The following is a 22150-nucleotide window of genomic DNA, read 5'->3' as shown; positions in this document are numbered from 1 at the left end:
GGACTGATCCACTGCGGCGCTTGCAGCCTCCGGTTCAGCGGATAAAGCCTAGCTGGCGCGGCAGGAACAGCGACAGTTCAGGCACAAAGGTGGTAATCAGCATCACCGGAATACCCACCACGGCAATCAGCATCAGCGCTGGCGAGAAGGTCTTGTGGATTGATACCCGCCCGATGCGACAGGCCATGTAGAGGATTGGCGCCACCGGCGGGCTGTTGGCGCCAATCACCACCGAACAAGCGACGATGGCGGCATAATGCACTGGGTCGACGCCGGTCTGTACCATCAGAGGCAGGAACAGCGGCGCGATGACCACCGTCACCGAGACGTCGTCGAGCATGGCCCCGGCGAGAATCAGGAAGATGTTCACCGTGATCAGGATCAGCAGCGGGTCGCTGATCAGCAGCGTAATCAGCTCAGTGAGTTCTTGGGGTACCCGCTCGGCGGCCAGTATCCGACCGATCATGAAAGAGAATAGCAAGATCAGGATGATCGAGCCGGTGGTCTCCGAGGCCGCGATCACGCTACGATAGAAGCTCCTCAGCGACTGGTCGCGGTAGACCAGAAAACCGATGACGATGGCTGCAAAGGCCGCCACTGCCGCCGCCTCGGTGGGCGTGAAGACTCCACCGTAGATGCCACCGAGAATGATCACCGGCAGACACAGCGCTGGAAAGGCGTTGAGGCTGGCGCGGGTACGTGTGACAGGCTTGGCCCCAGTGAGGCTCTCCTGGCCTGCCACCTCCTGGAACAACCGCCCGCATGCGAAACGATTGACCAGGATCAGCCCGATGATCAGCAGCAGTGCCGGGCCAACGGTAGCGGCAAACAGCGCTGCCACCGACTGCCGTGTGACCACCGCAAACAGTATCATGGTAATCGAGGGCGGAATCAGTATGCCCAGCAGCGACGAGATGCCCAGCAGCGCGGAAGAGTAGCCGCGTGGATAGCCACGCTGCTCCAAGGGCCCGACCATGATAGTCCCGATCGACGCGACCGCCGCGGTGGCAGTCCCGGCAATGGCGCCGAATATGCCCGAGGCCAGCACCAGCGATGCTCCCATTCCACCGCGCCGTCTGCCTACCAGAGTTTCGATGAACACCACCAGTCGCGTGGCGATGCCACCACTTTGCATCAGATAACCAGTCAGCACGAACAGCGGCAGCGCGATCAGGATCACCGAATCCACCGAGCGGAAGCCCTGCATCATTAAGGTATTGAAATTGGCGTCGTAGACGAACGCCAGGTACGCCAGCACCCCGGCGAAAGACCAGGCGATAGGCACACCCAGCCCCATCAGGACCAGCAGCAGCAGAATTGCAAACAAACCTTCCATTACTGCTCTCCTTCCGCTTCCAACCGGGACCCGCGCGGCACTTCTTGGAACGCGCGAATACCTACGAGCACATCGCGCAGCGCGTAGCAAAAACAGCCCACGCTCGCGACCATGATCGACGCCTGTGAAATCCACAACGGAATGGCCAACTCCGGGGTGCGCTGCGGGCGCACCAGACCCCATGAGAGCATTCGGTAGGACCAGTAGACGAAGCAGGCGCAGATCACCGCCACGATTACCGACACCAGGACCTTGTGTAGCGCGCGAATGCGGGAATCACGGATCTGCAACTCGAGAAAGTCCACCACCAGATGCTCATTCTTGCGACTGGCGATCAGCGCACCCGTCATGTACAGCCACATACCGGCCAGCATGACCAGCTCCAAGGTACCAACCAGCGACCATCCGAATACATAGCGCGCCAGGATTAGGAAGATCATAAGGCCCACGACCAGCAGGCTTGCGGCAAAGGCAATAAAGTTGAGCAGCCCACCGACCGCCCGGTCCAGCCCTGTCAGAAATGTCGTCATGGTAAAGACCCCACACCGGGCAGGCCGACCCGAATCCGAGCCGACCTGCGTTGACATCTGATCACCAGCACCGCTCAAAGCGGCGTGGCATTGGCGCGGATCACATCCATGATCTCCTGGCCAATTTCACGGCCCATCAGCGGCCACACCTGCTCTCGAGCACGCAGCGCGAATTCGTGAAGCTGCTCGTCGGAGAGCTCGAAGTACTGCATGCCATCTTCCTGTGCCTTGGCGATGTAATACTCATCCTGCTCCTGAGCGGCTACGAACTGCTGGTTCATGATCGCCTCGGCCGCCTCGGTCACCACCTGCTGGTGGGGTTCGCTCAGCGACTCAAAGGCATCCATGTTCATGGTCAGGATGCCGGTCATGAAGAAGTGCTTGGTGTGGACGTAGTAATCGAGAATGTCGCGGAAGTATTCGTAAGGCCAGTAGATGACGTTGCCCGCCTCACCATCGACCACTCCGGTCTGCAATGCGGTATAAACCTCGCCCCAATCAATAGCCGCAGTCTGGTAGCCCAACGCTTGCATGGTCTGAGGCGCGGGGAACACTGTCATGGTTCTTACTGCCAGGTCACCCGCCTCTTCCATGGTCAGCGCGTACTTGCCTCGGGAAGCCACACCATTGAAGCCCTCCGGCCAGGGACCGAAGAACTTGAGGCCGATATCGGCATAGATATCACCGAGAAGCTCGTTGACCCAGCCCCCGGGGCTGTAGGCATCGAAGGCCTCCTCCCAGGAGAGCGTCATGTAGGGCGTATAGATAACCCCGATACGGCGATCGTAAGAGGTCATCGGCCAGTTCAGCATCATGTGTACGTCACCGGAAATCAGCAGGTCGAAGAGCTCCTGTTGCCCGCCCAACTCATTCTGATAGAAAACATTGACCTTGATTTCTCCATCGGATTTCTCCTCGATCAACTGCCCCCAGCGATCCAAGGCGTCGCCGGCAGGCGACCCCTTGGTGCCAGAATCGGTGGCCAGGCGCAGGGTAGTGGCATCGGCATTCATCGATGCTCCCAGCAGGAAAATGGCGGCAGACAAGGCGGTAACGGCGGGAAGGATGGAGCCCTTGTGCTCGAGTGTCATGACAGTCTCTCTCGGGTTGTTGTGTTTGGAGAGATCCTGTTTACATCCGGCCAGAACAGCGGTCAATTCACCCACATCGACAGTAAAATTGGTAAAAAACACCCTAAAAAACGACCGTCACCGTGCAATATCTCCATCACAACACAGCATGCGACTTGAGAACCACCACGAACGGGGCGAAGTACCGAAACAGCCATCACCAACGCTACCGGCGCCGATGTCGCCGGCACATGCCTGTAGGTCGCAACCGGATATGGGACGGCAACGGCGCACCGCTCACATCAAAAAACTGATCCAGATCATGGACATCCTGACGCAAAAATGCCCATCACCATTGGCCGTAGCAACCACATTTCCCCATCAGGCCGAGCCAAAGTAGCGCTCGCGATCCTCGGCGGTAATATCGCTGATATGCAGCGGAAAGACGTTGCCGCCAAGGCCCAGATATCGGTGGTGCCGGTGGCCACACGGGGGAGTCGCGTGTTGCTGAACGGCAAGGAATGGTTGCCCCATCCCGGCAGGGTGGATGTCAGGATGATTTTATGGAGGAAGCGGTGGCGGCCCTGAGAGCCGCTCACCCCTATGAGGAACCCGCCTTTGATGTGTGGCAGCTGGCGAGCTTCTGAGCGCGCGACCGGCTGGTCGAGCGCAGGTGCGTCTCGCGCTATGCCAAACGCTCGTGAATTCGTCTCTCCAGGACTGCCTGGTCCTCGGCGAAGCGCCGGATGCCCTCGGCCAGCTTGTCGTTGGCCATGGCGTCCTGATTGTGTCCCCAGCGGAACTCGGCTTCGCTGATCCGCCCGGGGACTTCGCCCTGTGCAGGAGCCAACTCCAGCCGGCGCGGAACCTCGCCTTCGCTCGCCGCCAGCTCCTCCAGCAGCGCCGGCGAGATGGTCAAGCGTGGGCAGCCGGCCAGCGCCAGCACCTGGCCGACGGTGCGGAAGCTTGCGCCCATCACCACGGTGTCGAACCCACCGCTGCCGGCACGTTCGCAGACACCGCGCACGAACTGCACGCCAGGATCCTCGTCGGGCGCATAGTCCTGCCCGGTCTCCTTCTTGTACCAGTCGGTGACCCGGCCGACGAAAGGCGAAACCAGGAACACGCCGGCATCGAAACAGGCCTGGGCCTGGGCGTCGCTGAACAGCAGGGTCAGGTTGCAGTTGATGCCCTCGCGCTCCAGCGCCTCGGCGGCGCGGATACCCTCCCAGGTGGAGGCCAGCTTGATCAGCACCCGCTCCGGCCCCACGCCATGCCGGCCGTAGAGCTCGATCAGCTCGTGGGCCTTGCGAATGCTGGCCTGGGTATCGAAGGAGAGCCGGGCGGCCACCTCAGTGGAGACCCGGCCGGGCACCAGCCGGGAGATCTCCACCCCCTTGGCCACGGCGAGCCGGTCCACGGCGTGCTCGACCTTCTGCTGCCGATCGCCCCCCTCGGCCCTGACCGCGGCCAGCTCCGAATCGATCAGCGCCTGGTAGCCGGGCAGCTCGAAGGCCTTCAGCAGCAGCGAAGGGTTGGTGGTGGCATCCTGTGGCCGATAGCGCCGGATCGCCTCCAGATCGCCGGTATCGGCCACCACCAGTGAGTGGCGCTTGAGATTGTCGAGCCGAGACGTCATGGTTTGCTCCTGTTGGGTTGTCATGCGAACGAACGGGATTCAGGCCTGGATGCCGTGCCGGTCGGCCAGCGCCCGACGGTAGCGTCGGTACACGTCGTCATAGGCCTCGACACGTTCGGGCTCCGGGTCGACCAGCGAGCGTTCGTCGAGGCTGACCAGCCTGGAGCAAATCGCCTCCAGGCTCGCGGCCTCGCCTTCGGCCGATCGGTGGCACCACAGCGCCTGCAGCGCCGCACCCAGCGCCGCCGCCTCGGTAATCTGGGGGCAGACCACCTGGGTGCCGGTGGCATCGGCGACCATCCGGCGCCAGGCCTCGCTCCTGGCGCCGCCGCCGATCAGGCGGATCTGGCTGGCCCCGTCGGCGATCGCCCCCATCCGCTCGAGCCCATAGCGCAGCCCCAGGGTCGCCCCCTCCATGACGGCACGGCAGAGATTCTCGCGACGGGTATTGAGGCTGGTCATGCCGAGGAAGCTGGCCGAGGCCTCGGGCAGCATGGGCACTCGCTCGCCGTTGAAGAACGGCAGCGCCGTCACGCCGCCGGCTCCGATCGGCGCCCGCTCGATACAGTCGCCGAACGCCGCCAGGTCCAGTCCGAAGAGCTCTCGCATCCGGGTGGTGGCGGAAGTCACGTTCATGGTGCACACCAGCGGCAGCCAGCCACCGTTGCTGGAGCAGAAGTTCGCCACCAGCGGGTCGCCGCTGGCCAACGGCTCCCGGGAATAGGCACAGACGGTCCCCGAAGTGCCCAGGCTCAGGGTGACCAGGCCGGGCCGGATGTTGCCGGTGCCGATCGCCCCCATCATGTTGTCGCCACCCCCGCTGGAGACCAATACGCCTTGGCCGAGCCCCAGTTCGCGCGCCACATCGGGACGCACCACACCGGCCGGCTCGCGGGAGTCGATCAGCCGCGGCAGCACCCGGTCGGGGTCGAGCTCCGGGGCAATGGTGGCGAAGACATCGCGGTTCCAGATGCGCCGTAGGGTATCGAAGTAGCCGGTACCGGAGGCATCGCCGGCCTCGGTGGTCCGCTCGCCGGTCAGCCAGAAATTGAGATAGTCGTGGGGCAGCAACAGGCAGGTGATTCGGCGGTAGGCGTCGGGCCGCGTCTCGCGCAGCCAGGCCAGCTTGGAGGCCGTGTAGCCGGTCTGCAGCACCAGGCCGAGTTCGTCGAGGCAGCCGGCCTCGCCGCCCAGCCGCTCGATCAGGGCGGCATTGTGCGCCGCGGTCTCGGTATCGCACCACAGCTTGGCGGGATGGACCGGATCATCGCGTTCGTCCAGCGCCACCATGCCGTGCTGCTGGCCGGAGACACCGATACCGCGAATCGCCCGGGGGTCGATCCCCGCCCGGGCCACCGCTTCGTGAAAGGCGCCGCGAAGCGCCTCGATCCATTCGGCCGGCGCCTGTTCACGGCGGCCATCATCGCCCTCGCAGAGATGATGTGGCCGGCTCGCCTCCGCCAGCAGCCTGCCCCGTTCGGCATCCAGCACCACGACCTTGGTGCTCTGGGTGCCACAGTCCACCCCGATATACATCATGTCGTCCCTTTCGACTGAGCCAGTGATTCGAGGGTAGCGCGTGCGCCGCGTTCGTGCAGCAATGCCAGCGTGGCCAGGTAGGCCTCGCGGAAACGCGGCTCCTCGGCCAGGTCGCCGAACAGCTCGCGGTTCTCGATGAAGGCCGCCGGATGCTCGCGGTTGCCGGCGGCGATCCGCATCAGCTCACCCTTCAGGCGATCGACGACCGCGATGGGCGCGCCCTGCTCGTCGACACCCTCGGCATAGCGCGCCCAGCTTGCCACCACCGCCACCGCCCGATGGATCTCCCCGCCCCTGGCGAGCTGCTCGCGGATCACCGGCAACAGCCACTTGGGGATACGGTCCGAGCTCTCGGCGCACAGCCGCGCCAGGGTGTCCTTGATCTGGGGGTTGGCGAAGCGCTCGATCAGGGTCGTTCGGTACTGCTCGAGATCCACCCCGGGCACCGGCGGCAGCGTCGGCGAGCCTTCGTGGCGCATGTACGCGAGCAGGAAGTCGACGAACAGCGGGTCCCGGCACACCTCATGGGCGTAGCGGTAGCCGGCCAGGTAGCCGAAATAGCAGAGCGCCTGATGGCTGGCATTGAGCAGGCGCAGCTTCATCAGCTCGTAGGGTTCGACGTCCTCTACCAGTTGCACACCGACCGACTCGAAGGGGGGCCGACCCGCCACGAAGCGGTCCTCCAGCACCCACTGGGTGAAGGGCTCGCAGACCACCGGCCAGGCGTCCTCGACACCGAAACGCGCGGCCAGCTCGTCGATGTCCTCGGGGGTGGTGACCGGGGTGATGCGGTCGACCATGGCATTGGGGAACGGTACTTCCGAGGCCACCCAGGCGCCCAGCTCCGGGTCGCGAGCCCGGGCGTAGGCGGTGAACATGCGCCGGGCCACCTCGCCATTGCCCTGGATGTTGTCGCAGGACATGAGGGTAAAAGGCCCATGGCCACGCGCGCGACGCCGGGCCAGCGCCTCGGTGACCAGGCCGAAGCTGGTGGTGGGCGCCGACGGATTGGCGAGGTCATGGCGTACATCGGGGTTGTCGAGGTCGAACGCCCCGGTGACCGGATGGAAGTTGTAGCCACCCTCCGTGACGGTCAGCGAGACGATGCGAATGGCGGGATCGGCCATTCGTTCGATCACCGCCTCGGGGTCGTCCGGGGCGAACAGATAATCCATCATGCTGCCGATCACGCGGGGCTCGAGGTGGCCATCGGGGTGCTTGACCATCAGCGTATAGAGGTGGTCCTGAGCGGCCAGCACCTGCTGCATGCGCCGATCGCCCGGCATCACACCGACCCCGACGATCCCCCAGTCCAGCGCCTCGCCGCGGTTCATCAGGTCGTCCAGGTACATGGCCTGGTGAGCGCGGTGAAAACCACCCACCCCGATATGGACGATGCCCGGCGTGAGCGCCTGCCTCGGGTAGCGTGGCGACGCCACCGCGGCATTGATTTCGACAAGGTGCTGGTTGTCGAGAACGGTCATGAAGTCTCCCGGCCAAGCATTACTCGGCGTTGTCGGACCTCGGCGTGGTCATCGCCACACCAGGTCGGGCGAAATGGAGCGCGACTTCACCAGCCGCGCGTTGAGCATGTCCTTGTGGCGGGCCTTGTCCAGGGCACTGGCCGGCTCCTGCCCCATGTCCAGCCAGCGCTCGAAGAGGCGCTGTTCGAGCACCTCGTCGTCGACATCGAGCAGGATCGTCAGGTCGAAGAGCCCGTGAAGTTCGTGCCAGGGCGCTTCATCGAGCAGCAGATAGTTGCCCTCGACCAGCACGATGCGGTGGTCCCGGGAAATCAGCCGCCCGCCGGCCCGGGCCAGGTCCAGCGGGCGATCGAATACCGGCACGGCCACGTCCCGGTCGCCGCGCCGGATGCGCTCGAGATCCACCCGCAGGCCATCGGCGTCGAAGGTGTGCGGCGCACCCTTGACCGGCAGCTCGCCAGACGGCTCGAGCACGGCGTTGTCGAAATGGTAGCCATCCATCGGCACCACCACGGCATCGCCGGGCCGCAGCGCTGCAATGGCATCGCACAGCAGCTCGGAGCGATACGACTTGCCACTGCCGGGGGGGCCGGCAAGGGCGACGATGTACCGCCGCCGACCGGCGGCGGCCTCGATGATCTGGCGTGCGATATCCTGAAGCTCGGGATACATGACAATGTCCTCACAGTCGGGCTGACGAACCGTCATCATCGCCTGCCCGACGCTGGGCGCAAGCCTGACGCTGTCTCGTCAGCCTGCGCGGTTCAGCTCATCCAGTTGCCGCCATCGACGTTGAGCGTCTGGGCCACCACGTAGTCGCTGTCATCCGAGGCAAGAAAGACCGCCGCCCCGGCGTGGTCTTCCGGGCGTCCCATGCGCCCGTAGGGCACCGCCTCGCCGACCAGGCGCTTCTTTTCGCCCAGAGGCCGGTTCTCATAGCGGGCGAAGAGCGCATCGACCTCGTCCCACATCGGCGTGTCGACCACGCCGGGGGCGATCCCGTTGACGTTGATGCCATGCGCGATCAACGCCAGTCCGCAGGACTGGGTCAGGCTGATGGTCGCCGCCTTGGTGGCGCAGTACATGCTGACCAGGGGCTCTCCGCGGCGGCCGGCCTGGGAGGCCATGTTGATGATCTTGCCGCCCCGGCCCCGCGCGATCATGGCCTGTGCCACCGCCTGCAGCGTGAAGAAGAGCCCCTTGACGTTGACGTCGAACTGCCGGTGGTAGCTCGCCTCGGTCACCTCGAGCACCGGCGCCATGTCGAAGACGGCGGCGTTGTTCACCAGGATGTCGATGCCGCCGAAGCGCTCGCTCACCGCTTCGACCATGGCATCGATGGAGCCCTTGTCGCAGACGTCCAGGCGCAGCCCCAGCACCCGGGAGGCCTCTGCGTGCTGCGCGAGGCTGGCCACGGCCTCGTCGATGGCGAGCCGGTCGATATCGGCTATGACCACCGCCGCCCCCTCGTCGAGATAGCGCCGGGCGATGGCCAGGCCGATCCCGCGCGCGCCGCCGGTGACTACCGCGGTCTTGTCGTTGAGTTTCATGTCTTGGATCTCGTCATGGCTGTATGGAGTCGGCAGCTCGCTGCCAGTCGTTCACCCATCCCTCGAGTTCGCTGAGGCGATCGATCACCTGCCAGGCACCCGCCTGAAGCAGCCTCGCCCCCTGCCCCGCATCCAGATGGCTGGCTCCGGTGAAGCCGATCACGGTCATGCCAGCGGCATGGGCGGCGCTGACCCCGGCCACGCTGTCCTCGACCACCAGGCACTCCCGGGGTGCGAGACCCAGCTCACGGGCTGCCAGGCGGTAGATGGCCGGATCGGGCTTGGGGCGTTCGACCTGCTCGGCGGTGAAGATCGGCGCCTGGCCCAGTACCGTGTCGAGCCCCGTGGTGGCCAGCGATGCCACCACCCGGCTGCGGCGGCTGTTGGAGACGACCGCCTTGGGCAAGGCGATCGCCGTGATCGCCTCAGCCGCGCCGGCGATGGCGCAGAGTTCGGCGCCAAGCCGGGCTTCGATCGCCGAGTCGATGTGCTCGGCCGCATCCGGCGGCAGTGAGTGACGGCTGAGTCGTTCCAGGTGATCGAGGATGTCCGCCGTGGTCATGCCCAATGCCTGGCTGAGCAGCCGCTCCAGGTCGAGGTCGGGCAGCCAGTTGCCAAGCCGCTCAGCCAGGGTCTCTTCGGCCAATGCTTCGCTATCGACGAGCACGCCATCGCAGTCAAAGATCAGGGTCTGCATGCCTCGTGCTCCTTCAGGCGCCGGCATCGTGCCGTGCGCGGTTGTCCCGGCGTCCCGGCTCGGACAGCGGATGACGATCCAGTCCCTGCAAGGCCAGCCCCTGGCCATCGAACAGGTGGGCCCGCTTCTGCTCGAAGCCGAAGCGCACCTCGTCATGCACGGCGTTGGCCACATCGCCGTCGGCGGTGATGGTGACCAGAGCATCCTCCATCCTGACGTAGAGCGAGGTCTGGCCGCCGAGGCGCTCGATGACTTCGATCCGGCCGCGGAGCGGGCCCTGCTCGTCGAGCAGCAGATGCTCGGGACGAACGCCCAGCTCCAGCGACTGCCCGGCGACGACCCCGTCACTGCTCACCGGCACCACGCTGCTACCGCCGCCGGGCAGCGTCACCTCGACCCCGCGCTCGTCGCTGCCCACGACCTCGACGGGCAGGAAGTTCATCTTCGGCGAGCCGATGAAGCCCGCCACGAAGCGGTTGCAAGGGTGGTGGTAAAGCTCCATGGGCGAGCCGATCTGCTCCACCACCCCGGCCTGCAGGACGACGATCTTGTCGGCCATGGTCATGGCCTCGATCTGGTCGTGGGTCACGTAGATCATGGTGGCGTCGAGCTCTTCATGCAGCCGCGCCAGCTCGATGCGCATCTGCACCCGCAGGGCGGCATCGAGGTTGGAGAGCGGCTCGTCGAACAGGAAGATGCTGGGGTTGCGCACGATGGCACGACCGATGGCCACCCGCTGGCGCTGGCCGCCGGAGAGGGCCTTGGGCTTGCGGTCCAGCAGCGGTTCGAGCTGCAGTATCCGGGCCGCCTCTCGCACCTTGGCGCGACGCTCCCCCTTCGGCACCTTGGCCAGGCGTAGGCTGAAGCCCATGTTGTCTTCGACGGTCATGTGTGGATAGAGCGCATAGCTCTGGAACACCATGGCCAGCCCCCGGTCGGCGGGGCCGACGTCGTTGATCCGCTGCCCGTCGACGAGGAGGTCACCGGAGCTGGCGCTTTCCAGCCCGGCGATGATGCGCAGCAGGGTCGACTTGCCGCAGCCGGAGGGGCCGACGAAGACCACGAATTCGCGATCGTTGACGTCCAGGTCGATGCCCTTGAGCACCTCGGTATCGTCGAAGCGCTTGGCGATCTGCTTGAGTTGTAATGTAGCCATGAGAATGTCCTGTTACTTGACCGCGCCGAAGGTCAGGCCGCGAACCATCTGTTTCTGGGTGAGCCAGCCGAAGATCAGGATCGGCGCGACCGCCATGGTCGATGCCGCCGAGAGCTTGGCCCAGAACAGGCCTTCGGGACTGGAGAAGGAGGCAATGTAGGCCGTCAGCGGTGCCGCGCGGGAAGAGGTCAGGTTGAGGCTCCAGAACGCCTCGTTCCAGCTTAGGATCACTGACAGCAGGCCGGTGGAGGCGATGCCGGGAAGCGTCAGCGGAATCAGCAGGTAGAGGACCTCCTGCAGGGTGCTGGCACCGTCCATGCGCCCTGCTTCGAGGATGTCCTTGGGCAGGTCCTTGAAGAAGGTGTAGAGCATCCAGATCACGATCGGCAGGTTCATCAGGGTGTAGATGACGGTGAGGCCGATGCGCGTATCGAGCATGCCCAGGTCGCGGAAGATCAGGTAGATCGGCACCAGCACGCCCACCGGCGGCAGCATCTTGGTGGAGAGCATCCACAGCAGGGTGCCCTTGGTGCGCTTGGTGGGCAGGAAGGCCATCGAGTAGGCCGCGGGGATGCCGATCAACAGCGCCAGGAGCGTCGAGCCGAACGAGACATAGACGCTGTTCCAGGCGAACTTCAGGTAGTCGGCGCGCCCCTGCACCGCCGCGTAACTGTCCAGCGTCGGCGTGAAGAACAGGGTCGGGTCGGCGATGGCCTGAGCCTCGGTCTTGAAGCCGGTCAGCACCATCCAGAAGATCGGAAAGAAGATGACGAAGGTGATCGTCCAGGCCAGCAGCGCCAGCCAGAGGCGCCGGTGGCGCGCCAGCACGGCGCCGATACCCTGAGCGCCCAGCGCCTGCTGAGCCGGAGGCATCGCGGCCGTTGCCGGGCCGCTGGTGGGTGTCTTGTTGAACATCTTGTGACCTCGTTGCGTGTGTCGTGCAGGGATCAGTCTTCCAGGTTCCTGGCGACCATCCGGATCAAGAAGATCGCCACGATATTGGCCAGGATGATGGCGATGACCCCGCCGGCGGAGGCACCCCCCACATCGAACTCCAGCAGCGCGCGGATATAGATGAGGTAGGCCAGGTTGGTTGTCGCAAGCCCGGGGCCACCCGAGGTCGTGACGTAGATCTCGGCAAAGATCGTCAGCAGGAAGATCATCTGGATCATGATCACGACGCTGATCGCCCGCTTGAGGTGCGGCAAGGTGATGAAGAAGAACACCGCCAGCGGCCCGGCGCCGTCCATGCGCGCCGCCTCGACCTGGTCGTCGTCCAGGGACTGCATCGCGGTGAGCAGGATCAACAGGGCAAACGGCAGCCACTGCCAGGCGACGATGATGATGATCGACAGCAGAGGGTAGTTGGAGAACCAGTCCACCGCGGGCAGGCCGAAGAGTCCCGAGAACCAGGCCAGCACGCCGTTGACCGGGTGCATCATCATGTTCTTCCACACCAGGGCACTGACGGTGGGCATGATGAAGAAGGGCGAGATTGCCAGCACCCGAGCCACGCCGCGACCGAAGAAGTCCTGCTGGTAGAGCACCGCCAGCAGGGTGCCACCGATCACCGAGATCGCCAGCACCGAGCCCACCAGCACCAGGGTGGTGGCCATGGAGGACCACAGCGCGGGATCCGTCAGCAGGTATTCGTAGTTTTCCCAGCCGGCAAACCGCTCCATGCCCGGCATCAGCAGGTTGTAGCGCTGGAAGGAGAACCACAGGGTCATGCCCAGCGGAATCAGCATCCAGATCAGCAGCAGCGTGACGGCTGGCGCCTGCAGCGACAGGGAGCGCAGACCTCCAACGGTCCGCCCGGAAGCTCGTGTACGCATGGTATCGACCACTTGGTAAAGTAGAGGGGGAAGCCGGCCGGGGTCTTCCCGGCCGGCGGCACGCCAGGGTACTCAGTCGTAATAACCCGCCTGACGCATGGCGCGCTCGGCGCTGCGCTGGGCCGAGACCAGGGCCTGTTCGACGGTGGTCTGGCCGGTCAAGGCGGCGGCGATGGTCTGTCCAACCTGGGTGCCGATGGCCTGGAACTCGGGAATACCGGCGAACTGCACGCCGATATAGGGGCTCGGCTTGAGCGTCGAATCGGTGGGATCGGCGTTCTCCATGGCCTCCAGGACGAAGCTGGCAAAGGGCGCCGCCTCGATGTAGCGCTCGTCTTCGTAGGTCGAGGTGCGCGTGCCGGGGGGCACGCTGGTCCAGCCGTGGCGCTCGCCGACCAGTTCGATGTACTCCCGGGAGGTGGCCCAGGTAATGAACTGCTGGGCGGCATCCTGCTGCTGGGAAGTTGCCGGAATCGCCAGCGCCCAGGACCAGAGCCAGTGCGAGCCCTTGGGGGTCTCGGCGATCGGCGCCTGGGAGAAGCCGAGCGCCTCCGCCACGTCAGACTCCGACGGGTCGAACAGGCGCCCTGCCGCCGAGGTGGCGTCGACCCACATGGCGCAGCGCCCACCGGAGAAGAGCGCCAGGTTCTCGTTGAAACCGTTGGAGCTGGCTCCTGGCGGGCCATAGTTGCCGAGCAGGTCGACATAGAATTCGATGGCCGCCTGCCATTCGGGGGAGTCGATCTCCGGGTTCCAGTCCTCATCGAACCAGCGCCCGCCGAAGGTATTCACCAGGGTCGAGACAAAGGCCATGTTCTCGCCCCAGCCTGGCTTGCCGCGCAGGCAGATACCGTAGAGGCCATTATCGGGATCGTGGAGCTCGCTGGCCCACTCCCTCGCCTCTTCCCAGCTGGGCTGCTCTGGCATCTCGATGCCGTGCTCATCGAACAGGTCCTGGCGATAGTAGAGCATCGAGCTTTCGCCGTAGAACGGCAGCGCATGCAGCACGCCGTCACGGCTCAGGCCATCGCGTACCGGACGCAGCAGGTCGTCGACCTGGTACGCATCCGGCAGTCCGTTCAGGCCGACCAGCCAATCGCGCTCGGCCCAGATGGGGACTTCATAGGTGCCGATGGTCATCACGTCGAACTGGCCGCCGCCAGTGGCGATGTCGGTGGTGGTCCGCTGTCGCAGCACGTTCTCTTCCAGCACCACCCAATTGACGCTGATGCCGGGATAGGCCTGTTCGAATTCATCGGTCAGGCTCTGCATGATCACCATGTCGTTGTTGTTGACGGTGGCGACGGTGATTTCCTGGGCCTGGGCTGCGGCCGAGACGGCGGCGACGAGCGCCGTCAGCGGTAAGGCGTGGGTGAGCTTCATGGAAGGGCTCCTTGGTGTGCGTGCATTGTTGTTGTGAACAGGTTGTTCTGGTCTGGCTGTTGTGACTGGCTTGTCTTGATCATTTTGATCATCGTTCGATCAAATGATCGGACATGGCACCAAAAAAAGCAAAGCCCAGCGGCTTAGACTTTCGGCTAACGAAAAAGGGAATTGCCGCTAATGGTGGTTGTCAGCGGGACTCGACGATATAGCGGGCCGCCACCTGGTCCGTGACCAGCCCCTTGAGCCAGCCGCCGCGAAGCGCAGCCAGAATCGCCGGCGCCTTGTCCTTCCCACCGGCCAGCCCCACCAGCGGCTGGTCGCGAAACATCTCCAGGGGCAAGCTGGTCACCCTCCGCGTGATGGAGCAATCGACCACATTGCCGTGGCTATCCAGGGGCCAACCCAGCAATTCACCCACGGCATGCATGCCCAGCAGTTCGTCCAGCTCCGTTTCGGAAATGAACTGGTCCTGGAACAGCGTGGCCTGGCGATCGATCTGCCCCACCCCGATGAAGGCGGCTTCGGATTCGCGAGCCACCTGGAAGATCGCCTGGAACAACCGCTGTGCCTGCATCGCCTGCTTCTCCTCGACGGAGCTGGCCACCACCGGAGCGGGCAGCAGGAAGCGCTCGCCGCCGGTCTTGTCCGCCGCCACCATCACGCCGTCGTAGCGGTTGGAGGAGCCATCACGCGCCACGTTGCCGACCAGCGAGACGAAGCGGTGCTGGGGGCGGTCGATGCGGCTGAGGGCTTCCACCGTGGCACGCACGGCTCGTCCCGTTCCCAGCGACAGCGTCAATGGTTCGACCCGCTCGACCAGGCGAGCCACCCGCTCTGCCCCCGCCACGGCAAGATAGTTGGCCGCCCCTTCGGCGGCCCCCGCCTCCGCCGGCACCACGTCACAGTAGTCCAGGCCAAAGCGTTCGCGGATGGCACCCGCCAGCGACATGCAGGAAGCGATGGGATGATCGATGTGCACCTTGACCAGCCCCTCCTGGCGCGCCAGGGCCAGCAGGCGCTGCACTCCGGGGCGCGACACGCCCAGCTGCTGGGCGATCTCGTCCTGGGTCATGCCGCCGACGAAGGACATCCAGGCCGCCCTGGCTGCCTGATCCAGCTTTACCTCGAACTTGTCCACGATGGAGTTTCCTTGTCAGGCCGAGCCAAAGTAGCGCTCGCGATCCTCGGCGGTAATATCGCTGATATGCAGCGGAAAGTCGTTGCCGCCACGGTCGGCATAGAAATGGCGAAGCGTACGCTCGATGGTGGGGAAAGCCAGCTCGTCCCAGGGAATCTCGTGCTCCTCGAAAAGCGCCACTTCCAGGCTCTCGGGCCCGGCGGCAAAACCGCCCGCCAGATCGGCACGAAAGATCATGTAGACCTGATTGATATGGGGTAGGTTGATCAGGGTATACAGGCCGTGAATGCTGACGTCGGCGCAGGCCTCCTCGAGGGTCTCCCGGACGGCGGCCTCGACGGTGGTCTCGGCGTTCTCCATGAAGCCGGCGGGCAGGGTCCAGAAGCCCTTGCGCGGGGAGATGGCACGCCGGCACAGCAGAACCTGCGAACCGCTCACCGGCAGTGTGCCGGCAACGATACGCGGATTCTGGTAATGGATGGCCCCGCAGGCATCGCACAGGTATCTTGGCCGGTCATCCCCTTCCGGAATCGCGAAACGCACGGTATGGCCACAATGGCTGCAGAAGTTCATGGGGCTCCCTGGCAGGCTGACGAGCGGTGCGATACCGCCCGGCTTCGGGCTTGACGGTGGCAATGGCGACCGGTAGAACGAATCAAACCCGATGGAAACCCCATGTTAGAGAAACTTCGCAAACGCCTGCAAGCACATACCCCGTGTCGCATGCGACTCGACATGCCGCAGGCCGCGGTGCTGCTGCCGATCGTCGACCGCCCCGAGCCGACGCTGCTCTTCACCCGCCGCGCCAGCCATCTCAACACCCACAGCGGCCAGGTCGCCTTCCCCGGCGGCAAGCGCGAGGAGGCCGATCCCGACCTGCTGTTCACCGCGCTGCGGGAATCCCGGGAGGAGATCGCCCTGCCGCCGGAGCGGGTCGAACTGCTGGGACGGCTCTCGGACGTGATATCGCTGCACGGCATCCTGGTCACGCCCTATGTCGGCCTGATTCCTCCCGACCTGCCGCTGGTGCCAGACCCCAGCGAGCTCGATGCCATCTTCGAGGTGGAACTGTCGCTGTTCCTCGAGGACAGGCGACACCATACCGATGTCATTCCGGTGGATGGGCGCCTCCACTATGTACCCAGCTATCATGCCGCCGGCCAGGTGATCTGGGGGCTCTCCTCGATGATGCTGGTCGAACTGCTGGCCGAGGGGTTCGGGCGCCCGGTGAGCCTGCTGGAGGAGCCACCGACCGGCCGCCTGTGCTATTTTCCCGAACGCCTGCTGCGCACGCTGCACAGCGAGACGCACACGCCCTGACCACCGCTGTCGCCACGGAGAAGAGACGTCCCGATGCCCCCAGCCACCCGCCCGGCCCTCGATGTCAGCGCCCTTCCCCGGCTGGTCGATGCCCTGGTCGACCAGGGCTGGTATATCGGTGAGGCCATGCTCGACGCCGAACTGTGTCACGACCTGTACCGGGAACTGATGACCCTGGCCGAGAGCGAAGCGCTCGAGTCGGCCGGCATCGGCCGGGGCCCGCAGCACACCCTGCGCCGCGATATCCGCGGCGATGCCATCCACTGGCTCGATCGTGGCAGCCTGGCCCAGCGGCGCTACCTCGAGGCCATGGCCGACCTGCAGCGTGAGCTCAATCAGGCACTGTTCCTGGGGCTCTTCGAGTACGAGGCCCATTTCGCCCACTACCCGCCCGGGGCCTTCTACAAGAGGCACCTGGACAGCTTCCAAGGGCGCGCCAATCGGGTGGTCTCCACGGTGGGCTACCTCAACCCCGACTGGCCCGTCGATGGCGGCGGCGAGATGGTGATCTTCGCCGACGACGACCCGCAGCGTGAAGTGGCCCGCGTAGCGCCCGCCGCCGGCAACTTCGCCTGCTTTCTCTCCGAGCGCGTTCCCCACGAGGTGCTGCCGACCCGCCTGCCCCGCGCCAGCATTGCCGGCTGGTTCCGACGCAACGCCTCGCTGGGCGGCCTGGTGGACCCGGCACGCTGATGGCTGGCGACGACACTGCCCGCCTGCGCCAACGGCTTGCCGCCCTGGAGGCCCGCTGCGCCGAGCTGGAGTCGCGCAACGCCGCACTCGAGGAGGAAAAACGCCACTACCAGTGGCTGGCGGAGAGCACCACCGACCTGATCTCCCGCCACGCCCGCGACGGCACCTTCCTCTACGCTTCCCAGGCGGCACGGGAGCTGCTCGGCTTCGAGCCCGAGGAGCTGATCGGCGCCTCCGCCTACGATCACTTCCACCCGGCCGACCTGGCCGACCTGCTCAACAAGTCGCCCCGGGTCTACTACCACGATGGCTTCTATCAGCAGACCTATCGCTTCCGGGCCAAGGATGGCCGCTACATCTGGTTCGAGACCACCAGTCGCACCCGCCGCGACCCGGCGACCGGCGAATTGCTCGATATCCTCTGCGTCTCCCGGGACGTGGGCCGGCGTATCCGCGCCGAGGCCAACCGGGAGCGCCTGGCCCGTGTGGTAGAGTCGACCACCGACTATGTGCTCTTCGCCGACGGCAACGAGCGACTCATCTATTCCAACGAGGCCGCGCGTCGGTTGCTGAGCCTGCCCAGGGAGGGCCTCGACGCCCGCCTCGACCAGGCCTATACGCCGGCCTCGCTCGTCATTCTGCGCGATATCGTGCTGCCGGCCGTGGCACGCTACGGCTCCTGGAGCGGTGAGCTGGAAATGCCGGGTCCCAAGGGGCCGGTGCCGGTACTCAGCGTGGTACTGGCCCACCACGGGCCCGGCGCCGAGCCCGACCACCTTTCGCTGCTCAATCGCGATATCGGCCTGCGCAAGGCCGCCGAGGATCAGGCGAGGCGCCATCAGGAGCAGATCGCCCATGCCAACCGGCTGGCCACCACCGGCGAGCTGGCCTCCAATATCGCTCATGAGCTCAACCAGCCGCTGGCGGCCATCGCCAACTACTCCAGCGGCGCGCTGATGCAGCTGCAGGCCGACCCGGGCCGCCCCGCCAGCGACCTGGCGCACCCCCTCTCGCGTATCAACGAGCAGGTCCAGCGCCTGGACGAGCGGCTGCGTCATATCCGCACCTTCGTGCGCAAGGGCCAGACACGGCCTCGGCCGCTGGTGCTGGCCGGTATCGTCGACGCCGCCTGTCGCCTCTGCGACTGGCAGTATCAGCAGGCCGGCGTCGCCATCGAGCCTGACCTGGCCGACGCCCTGCCTCGGGTGATGGCCGATCCGGTGGCGCTGGAACAGGTCCTCGTCAACCTGCTGCTCAACGCGCTGGAGGCGAGCCGCGACCGGCATGGCGCCGACCGGGTCACAATCCACGCCTGGCGCAGAGGCCCCCGGGAAGTCACCTTCACCGTCAGCGACAGGGGGCCCGGCATCAGTGAAGCCCAGGCGACACATCTCTTCGAGCCCTTTCACTCCACCCGCTCCGACGGCCTGGGGATGGGTCTGGCCATCAGTCATTCGCTGATGGAAGCCATGGGCGGCAACCTGGCACTGACCAGCGGTTCCGACGGCGCCACCTTTGCGGGTACACTGCAGGCCGAACCCGGCTCGCTGACGACCCGGCCAGCCTCCGCCTGAACGCTCGCCCAGGAGAGACGCGTGACCACCCCTTCGGCCCATTCAGACCACGCTGTGCCCCGCATCGCCGTGGTCGACGATGACGAGGCCCTGCGCGATTCGCTGGCCTGGCTGCTGGACTCCGTGGGCCTGGCCACCCACGCCTTTGCCGACGGCGATGCCTTCCTGGCCGCTGAACCCGACAGCTTCGCTGCCGTACTGCTCGATGTGCGCATGCCCGGCCTCAGCGGCCTGCAGGTCCAGCAGCGCCTGAACGAGCGCGGCGACATCGCGCCGATCATCTTCATGACCGGACACGGTGACGTGCCCATGGCGGTGACGGCCCTCAAGGCGGGGGCCTTCGACTTCATCGAGAAGCCCTTCAACCATCAGCAGCTGATCGATGCCGTGCAGCAGGCCATGGCCGAACACCAGCGCCTGCGCCAGACCAGGGCCAGGCTCGAGACCGTCCAGGCCCGCTACGCCGCCCTCCGCCCCAAGGAGCGGCAGATACTGGTGCACGTCGCCGAAGGCATGACCAGCCGCGAGATCGCCGAGCACCTCGACATCAGTGCCAAGACCGTGGAGGTCTACCGGCTGCGGGCCATGAAGGCGCTGGGAGCGCACAACCTGGCCGAGCTGGTGCGGCTCTGCGTGGCGCTGGGGCTGGTGGAGGCGCTGCCGACGGAACCACGGCAGCAGTAGGCAGGTCGCCTCGGGCGCGCCGTGACGCCAGCAGCACAGGCGGGGCCACGCCGACGATCGTCCCGATATACGTGCGGTACCGTACAGACGGGGTGCGTGACTGACACCAACCTACAGTCATGGACCCCCAAACGACTATCGACATCACCGCCGAGCCACGGGCATTGAAGCGCGCCCTGGGTGAGTACCGCACGCCGCGCCTGGCGCGCAGCGTGGTGGAACTGATGGCCACGGCGATCCCCTTCGCCGCCCTCTGGATACTGATGTGGGGCACCCTGAGCGCTGGCTACTGGCTCGGCCTGTTGTTCGCCGTGCCTGCCGCGGGCTTTCTCGTGCGCCTGTTCATGATCCAGCACGACTGCAGCCACGGGTCATTTTTCCCGTCTCGCGCTGCCAATGACTGGGTCGGACGAGCCATCGGCGTCTTGACCCTGACGCCCTACGACCTGTGGCGGCACAGCCATGCCCTCCATCATGCCAGCTCCGGCAACCTCGATCGCCCGCGTATCGGCGGCATCGATACCCTGACCGTACGCGAGTTTCGGGGCTTGCCGCTAAGGCAGCGGCTCCGCTATCGCCTGTACCGGCACCCGCTGGTGCTGTTCGGTCTCGGCCCGACGTACCTGTTCATCCTGGACCATCGCCTGCCGGTGGGATTCATGCGTGCGGGCTGGATGCCCTGGCTGAGCACCATGAGCACCAACGCGGCGATCGCGCTGCTCGTCACCGTCATGATCTGGCTGGTCGGCGTGATCCCCTTTCTGCTCGTGCAACTCCCCATCACGCTTCTCGCCTCCTCGATCGGCGTCTGGCTGTTCTATGTCCAGCACCAGTTCGAGGAGACCCTGTGGGAACACGAAGACGACTGGACGTTCCACGAGACGGCGCTGCACGGCAGCTCCCACTATGACCTCCCGGGTCCCCTGCGCTGGCTCACCGCCAATATCGGGATCCACCATGTCCATCATCTCTGCAGCCGCATCCCCTCCTACCGGCTGCCCGAAGTGCTGCGCGACCATCCCCAAATCCGCCATATCGGCCGCCTCACCCTGCGGCAGAGCCTCGCATCGGTGCGACTCGTGCTGTGGGACGAGGAGAAGCGTCGACTGGTCTCCTTTGCCGAGGCAACACCTCTATCATCAGAGCCAAGGCCGTTGACCGAATCCTGACCGAGATCAGGAATCGGTCGATCAGCTCCTTCCAGGGCCACCTGTCGATTGCCTGATCACGGCATTGCGGCGAAGATCGGAAGTGTTCAATTGCCTGACGTTTTCGAGGTTCCGCTCCGCATGCGTCGATTCATGGTCCGACTCGCCTACCTCTGCCTCGTTCTCGCCCTCTCGGCAGGAGGCGTCGCCGCGGCCGGACTCGATGCCATCTTCGATGCCACGCATCATGCGAGCCAGGAGAGCAGCCATGAGGACTGCCCACAGGACACCCACTCGGATATGGCGGACTGCGCCACGGACTGCATCGGCAACAGCCACTGCATGACGGGCACCGCCGGCCATGCCGTTATTCCGGCCTGTGCCATGACGCAGCAGCCACTTTTCATGCCGGGGCACTCGCCCCCGGCGCCTGCCTATTTGCTCAAGCGCCCGCCTAGACTCGCCTGAATACCGTTACCGAAACGACGCGATCCTCGTGTCGTCGTCCGCTTGACCGTATTCAGGAGCAACCCATGACTACCCCTAATCGATACCATTCCGCCACTCAGGTGGCCACTCAGGATCCCGGCCGACTGCTTCGTTTCGCCATCATGCTTGCTGGCGGCCTGACACTCGCCCTTGCCCTGGCCAGTCCTGGCCATGCCGATGAGAGCCATGGGCATAGCTCGGCGGGTAGCCACGCGCATGCCGCCCATGACGATGAAAAACATACTGCCCATGGCGACGACGGCCAGACTCATGGCGGTGACGACCATGCCGCACACGGCGACGACGGCCACGCCCATGCCGGTGATGACCATGCAGCACATGGCGATGATGGCCACGCCCATGGTGGTGATGACCATGCAGCACATGGCGATGATGGCCACGGTGCAGACGATCACGCCCATGGGGATGGAGGTCATGGCTGGAAGGCACCGCAGGAGTGGGCTGAGCGCGAAAGTCCGCTGGAGCCCGATGCCGAGACCCTGGCTCAGGGGATGCAGGTCTATCAGCGCTATTGCTCGGCCTGTCATGGACCGAGCGGGGAAGGAAATGGCCTGGCACCCGCCGCCGCCTATTACGACCCTAGCCCGACCAACCTGGCCCTGCATGGCGCCGCTCATGCGGCCGGTGAATACGCCTGGCAGATAAAGGAAGGCAACAGCAACAGCGCCATGCCCCGCTTCCAGGGCAAGCTGGACGAAGACGCCATCTGGTCCGTGGTGCTTTATATCCGCCATACCCTGGCGGACGAGCATGTCGCGGAACACAAACACTAGGCTTCTCCGAAAAGTGTCTGCGATCGATGGTCAGACAATGACTAGCCATCTCTCCTAACCGGTCACAAACCCAGCCTCTGATGGCTAG

22 protein-coding genes are annotated in these 22150 nt (G+C 65.2%); 7 read left to right on the top strand and 15 right to left on the bottom strand.

The features are described from left to right. Nucleotides 1-34: 34 nt before the first annotated feature. From LY622_RS08810 to LY622_RS08740, 15 genes are all read right to left on the bottom strand, one after another. A complete protein-coding gene (locus LY622_RS08810; protein ID WP_234290557.1) occupies nt 35-1336 on the bottom strand; it encodes a TRAP transporter large permease in 1302 nt (433 codons plus the stop codon). Continuing rightward, nucleotides 1336-1866 carry a TRAP transporter small permease gene (locus LY622_RS08805; RefSeq protein ID WP_234290556.1) on the bottom strand — a complete coding sequence of 177 codons (531 nt, stop codon included), beginning with the start codon at nt 1864-1866 and terminating at the stop codon, nt 1336-1338. The genes LY622_RS08810 and LY622_RS08805 overlap by 1 nt, the downstream gene beginning before the upstream one ends. Before the next feature lie 74 nt (nt 1867-1940). Continuing rightward, a complete protein-coding gene (gene dctP, locus LY622_RS08800) occupies nt 1941-2957 on the bottom strand; it encodes a TRAP transporter substrate-binding protein DctP (RefSeq protein WP_234281396.1) in 1017 nt (338 codons plus the stop codon). A 664-nt stretch (nt 2958-3621) separates the two neighbouring features. Beyond that, the gene (gene tal, locus LY622_RS08795; protein WP_234290555.1) at nt 3622-4575 is read right to left on the bottom strand and encodes a transaldolase; all 954 of its coding nucleotides are present in this window, start codon (nt 4573-4575) and stop codon (nt 3622-3624) included. 39 nt (nt 4576-4614) lie between these two features. After that, a complete protein-coding gene (gene xylB / locus LY622_RS08790; protein ID WP_234290790.1) occupies nt 4615-6111 on the bottom strand; it encodes a xylulokinase in 1497 nt (498 codons plus the stop codon). Beyond that, a complete protein-coding gene (locus tag LY622_RS08785; protein ID WP_234290554.1) occupies nt 6111-7598 on the bottom strand; it encodes a mannitol dehydrogenase family protein in 1488 nt (495 codons plus the stop codon). Before LY622_RS08785 ends, xylB begins: the two co-directional genes overlap by 1 nt. A gap of 48 nt (nt 7599-7646) precedes the next feature. After that, the gene (locus tag LY622_RS08780; RefSeq protein ID WP_234290553.1) at nt 7647-8270 is read right to left on the bottom strand and encodes a nucleoside/nucleotide kinase family protein; all 624 of its coding nucleotides are present in this window, start codon (nt 8268-8270) and stop codon (nt 7647-7649) included. A gap of 92 nt (nt 8271-8362) precedes the next feature. Next, complete coding sequence (locus LY622_RS08775; protein ID WP_234290552.1) at nt 8363-9148, bottom strand: L-iditol 2-dehydrogenase; 786 nt, start codon at nt 9146-9148, stop codon at nt 8363-8365. A gap of 13 nt (nt 9149-9161) precedes the next feature. After that, nucleotides 9162-9845, bottom strand: a complete 684-nt coding sequence (locus LY622_RS08770) for an HAD family hydrolase (protein WP_234290551.1) — start codon at nt 9843-9845, stop codon at nt 9162-9164. Between the two features lie 13 nt (nt 9846-9858). After that, nucleotides 9859-11001 (bottom strand): ABC transporter ATP-binding protein, encoded by a 1143-nt coding sequence (locus LY622_RS08765; protein ID WP_234290550.1) that lies wholly within the window; start codon nt 10999-11001, stop codon nt 9859-9861. Nucleotides 11002-11013: 12 nt separating this feature from the next. Next, on the bottom strand, nt 11014-11874 hold the full coding sequence (locus tag LY622_RS08760; protein ID WP_234290789.1) for a carbohydrate ABC transporter permease: 861 nt from the start codon (nt 11872-11874) through the stop codon (nt 11014-11016). Nucleotides 11875-11948: 74 nt separating this feature from the next. Further along, nucleotides 11949-12836 (bottom strand): carbohydrate ABC transporter permease, encoded by an 888-nt coding sequence (locus LY622_RS08755; RefSeq protein WP_234290549.1) that lies wholly within the window; start codon nt 12834-12836, stop codon nt 11949-11951. A gap of 72 nt (nt 12837-12908) precedes the next feature. Beyond that, the gene (locus LY622_RS08750; protein ID WP_234290548.1) at nt 12909-14219 is read right to left on the bottom strand and encodes an ABC transporter substrate-binding protein; all 1311 of its coding nucleotides are present in this window, start codon (nt 14217-14219) and stop codon (nt 12909-12911) included. A 190-nt stretch (nt 14220-14409) separates the two neighbouring features. After that, nucleotides 14410-15360, bottom strand: coding sequence for a sugar-binding transcriptional regulator (locus tag LY622_RS08745; RefSeq protein ID WP_234290547.1), 951 nt, complete (start codon nt 15358-15360; stop codon nt 14410-14412). Between the two features lie 15 nt (nt 15361-15375). After that, on the bottom strand, nt 15376-15933 hold the full coding sequence (locus LY622_RS08740; RefSeq protein WP_114573042.1) for an NUDIX hydrolase: 558 nt from the start codon (nt 15931-15933) through the stop codon (nt 15376-15378). A 102-nt stretch (nt 15934-16035) separates the two neighbouring features. Between LY622_RS08740 and LY622_RS08735 the strand changes: the two genes are divergently transcribed. The 7 genes from LY622_RS08735 to LY622_RS22555 all read left to right on the top strand — a co-directional run bounded on the left by LY622_RS08735 (nt 16036) and on the right by LY622_RS22555 (nt 22062). Next, nucleotides 16036-16680: a CoA pyrophosphatase gene (locus LY622_RS08735; protein WP_234290546.1), complete on the top strand. Its 645-nt coding sequence runs from the start codon at nt 16036-16038 to the stop codon at nt 16678-16680. A gap of 33 nt (nt 16681-16713) precedes the next feature. Further along, a complete protein-coding gene (locus LY622_RS08730; protein ID WP_066450616.1) occupies nt 16714-17373 on the top strand; it encodes a 2OG-Fe(II) oxygenase in 660 nt (219 codons plus the stop codon). Beyond that, nucleotides 17373-18947 carry an ATP-binding protein gene (locus tag LY622_RS08725; RefSeq protein WP_234290545.1) on the top strand — a complete coding sequence of 525 codons (1575 nt, stop codon included), beginning with the start codon at nt 17373-17375 and terminating at the stop codon, nt 18945-18947. Before LY622_RS08730 ends, LY622_RS08725 begins: the two co-directional genes overlap by 1 nt. A gap of 21 nt (nt 18948-18968) precedes the next feature. Continuing rightward, nucleotides 18969-19631 carry a response regulator transcription factor gene (locus LY622_RS22650; protein WP_201025327.1) on the top strand — a complete coding sequence of 221 codons (663 nt, stop codon included), beginning with the start codon at nt 18969-18971 and terminating at the stop codon, nt 19629-19631. Nucleotides 19632-19750: 119 nt separating this feature from the next. Further along, nucleotides 19751-20800 (top strand): fatty acid desaturase, encoded by a 1050-nt coding sequence (locus tag LY622_RS08715; protein ID WP_234290544.1) that lies wholly within the window; start codon nt 19751-19753, stop codon nt 20798-20800. Nucleotides 20801-20920: 120 nt separating this feature from the next. After that, nucleotides 20921-21247, top strand: a complete 327-nt coding sequence (locus tag LY622_RS08710) for a hypothetical protein (RefSeq protein WP_234290543.1) — start codon at nt 20921-20923, stop codon at nt 21245-21247. Nucleotides 21248-21312: 65 nt separating this feature from the next. Continuing rightward, nucleotides 21313-22062 carry a c-type cytochrome gene (locus LY622_RS22555; protein WP_305038571.1) on the top strand — a complete coding sequence of 250 codons (750 nt, stop codon included), beginning with the start codon at nt 21313-21315 and terminating at the stop codon, nt 22060-22062. Nucleotides 22063-22150 lie beyond the last annotated feature (88 nt).

The organism is Halomonas alkalisoli, assembly GCF_021412585.1.
In the GTDB taxonomy this organism is placed as follows: domain Bacteria; phylum Pseudomonadota; class Gammaproteobacteria; order Pseudomonadales; family Halomonadaceae; genus Halomonas; species Halomonas alkalisoli.
This window is presented reverse-complemented; position numbering and strand designations above follow the sequence as displayed.